Below are 2693 nucleotides of genomic sequence, written 5' to 3'. Positions count from 1 at the left end.
CGTTCAGGCGCAGGGTTCAGGCGTTCGGGCGCAGGGTTCAGCAGTTGAGGCTCAGGGGACCGCCGGCGCCCGCGAGGGCGAGTCGTGACCCGCGTCCTCGTCATCAACTCCGGCTCCTCCTCGCTCAAGCTGCAGATCCTCGACACCGCGCTTGACTCCGAGCTGGCGTGGGCGTTGGTCGAGCGCATCGGCGAGCCCGTCGGAACGCTGACCGTGCGGCGCGGTGACCTGGCCGGTTCGCCGGGTGGGGAGCGCAGCGTGGAGGCGGCGGTCCCAGACCACACCGTGGCGCTCAGCCGGGTGCTGGAGCTCGCGGGCGAGCTCGGCGCCCACCCCACCGACCTGGGGGTCGAGGCGATCGGTCACCGGGTGGTCCATGGCGGGCCGGACTTCCACGATCCGGTCGAGGTCACACCCGAGGTGGAGGCGGGTATCGAGAAGCTCGAGCTGCTGGCGCCGCTGCACAACCCCGCCAACCTGCGCGGGATCCGCGTGGCCCGCGAGCTGCTGCCCGGCCTGCCGCACGTGGCGGTGTTCGACACCGGGTTCTTCCACACCCTGCCCGCCGCGGCTCACACCTACGCGATCGACCGCGCGGTGGCGAGCAGATGGGACCTGCGCCGATACGGCTTCCACGGCACCAGCCACGAGTTCGTCTCTCGCCGCACCGCCGAGATCCTGGGTCGGCCGTACGACGAGCTCGATCAGATCGTGCTGCACCTCGGCAACGGGGCGTCGGCCTCGGCGATCGCCGGCGGGCGGGCGGTCGACACCTCCATGGGCCTGACTCCGCTCGAGGGCCTGGTCATGGGCACGCGTCCCGGCGACCTCGACCCCGGTCTGATCATCCACCTCATCCGCGACCGGGGCATGTCGCCCGAGGACGTCTCCACCCTGCTCAACCGCAGGTCGGGGCTGGAGGGGTTGGCGGGCGCCCGCGACTTCCGGGAACTGCTCGCACGGGTCGATGCCGGCGACGACGACGCCGTGCTCGCCTACGAGGTGGTGATCCATCGACTGCGTCGCTACATCGGCGGCTACTGGGCGGTTCTCGGCGACGTCGGGGCCATCACGTTCACCGCGGGAGTGGGCGAGAACGTCGCCCGCCTGCGTGCGGACGCCCTGTCCACTCTCGGTGGCTGGGGGGTGGAGATCGACCCGGAGGCCAACGAGAACGGTTCAGGGGAACGCGTCATCTCGACGCCTGGCAGCCGGGTCACGGTTCTGGTGGTGCCGACCGACGAGGAGCTGGCGATCGCCCGGGCGTGCGACAGGGTCCTGGGGCTGGGGGAGTGACAGGGACACCTTTACCTAAGAACGTCCTTACGCTTACAGTGGGGGCCACCCCCCGGGCCTCAGCCCGGTCCTGACGAAGCTGGTCGATGCCGAAGCACCCACGATCTCCGCGTGTCACCGAGCCCGCCCGCGATACGCGGCCCGGCCGGTCGCGAGGTCGTCGGACGGTGGGGTTGATCCCGGTGGCTCTCGCGACGGCGGTCACCCTGGTGCTCGGCGGGGCATCCGTCGCCCGCGCCATCACCGCCGCGCCACTGGACGCGCACACCGACCTGGAGTTCTCGCTCGACGGCTCCACCTGGACGGATGCACCTGACCTCGTCCTGGGATCGTGGGGGTGCGACCTCGCCGGCGGGCCCGCGCTCTCCGACCCGGAGGGCGCGATCGGCGGGACCCCCGAGGTGGACCCGTGCTCGATGTCGCCGGGAGAGTCGATCGACCGGACCTACCACGTCCGCAATGCCACCGACACGGGCCGAACCGGGCGGTACGCCGTGGGGATCGGCGACTATCTGGTCTCGGGCGCGGCCGAATTCGACGTCAGCAGCACCATCACCGGCGCCGTCGGCTCCGATTTGCGGACCGTGACCCTCTACGGCGCCGACACCCCCCGGTCAGCCGATTCCCCGGCCCGCGGCACCACGGTCGCGGCACTCGATCTCGCACCCGGCCAGACGGCGAGGGTCGTCGACGAGGTATCGGTGCCCCGCGACGTGGAGAACTACGCGCAACGCCAGAGCGTGAGTCCGATGATCTGGGTGTCGTTCACCGACATCGGGGTCGTGGACACCGACGGTGACGGCCTGCCGGATCTCGTCGAGGACCAGCTCGGCACCGACCCGACCGACCCGGTCAACCGACTTCCCGACGGCACGGTCGGGCGATCCTTCGGGCCCGAGCCGTTCCTGCCGCGCACGCCCGAGGGGGCCGTGCTCGCGGTGGACGCCTCGACTCTGCCGCCGGGCCTGCGGCTCGAGGACGGCGTCCTGGTGGGCACCCCGTCGAGGGCCGGGACCTATGACGTCGAGTTCACCGTCACCCTGCCCGACGGTGCGACGTACACCTCCGTCCGACGCCTGGTGATCCGGCCCGCGTCGGGCGGCGGGTCCGCGGACCTACCGGACGTCATCTGGCCGGTGGTGATCGTCGGGGTGATCGGGCTCATCCTGGGGCCGGGGCTCGGGTCCCTGGGGGGCTCTATCGGCGGGTCACTGGGCGGGTCACTGGGCGGGTCGCAGGGCGGGTTGCCCGGCTGGCCCTGGAACGGGTCCGCCGGCGGTTCCAGCGGCGGGTCGGCCGGATCCGGTTCCGTCCCGGCCGCTCCCGTCACGTCAACTCCTGCGACCTCTGCCCCCAGCTCTGCGCCCCCCTCGTCGCCGCGGTCCACGCCCTCGCCC

1 protein-coding gene and 1 pseudogene are annotated in these 2693 nt (G+C 72.1%); both read left to right on the top strand.

Annotated elements, in window-relative coordinates; genetic code table 11:
• The first annotated feature begins 84 nt into the window (after positions 1-84).
• A complete protein-coding gene (locus G6017_RS13715; protein WP_179523473.1) occupies positions 85-1296 on the top strand; it encodes an acetate kinase in 1212 nt (403 codons plus the stop codon).
• Between the two features lie 182 nt (positions 1297-1478).
• Positions 1479-2693: pseudogene (locus G6017_RS13710) on the top strand (hypothetical protein); the annotation flags it as partial.

Origin of the sequence: Dietzia sp. B44 (assembly GCF_014145245.1) — a bacterium.
In the GTDB taxonomy this organism is placed as follows: Bacteria; Actinomycetota; Actinomycetes; order Mycobacteriales; family Mycobacteriaceae; genus Dietzia; species Dietzia natronolimnaea.
The sequence above is the reverse complement of the archived record's forward strand: the minus strand, read 5'-3'. Positions and strand labels throughout refer to the sequence as shown.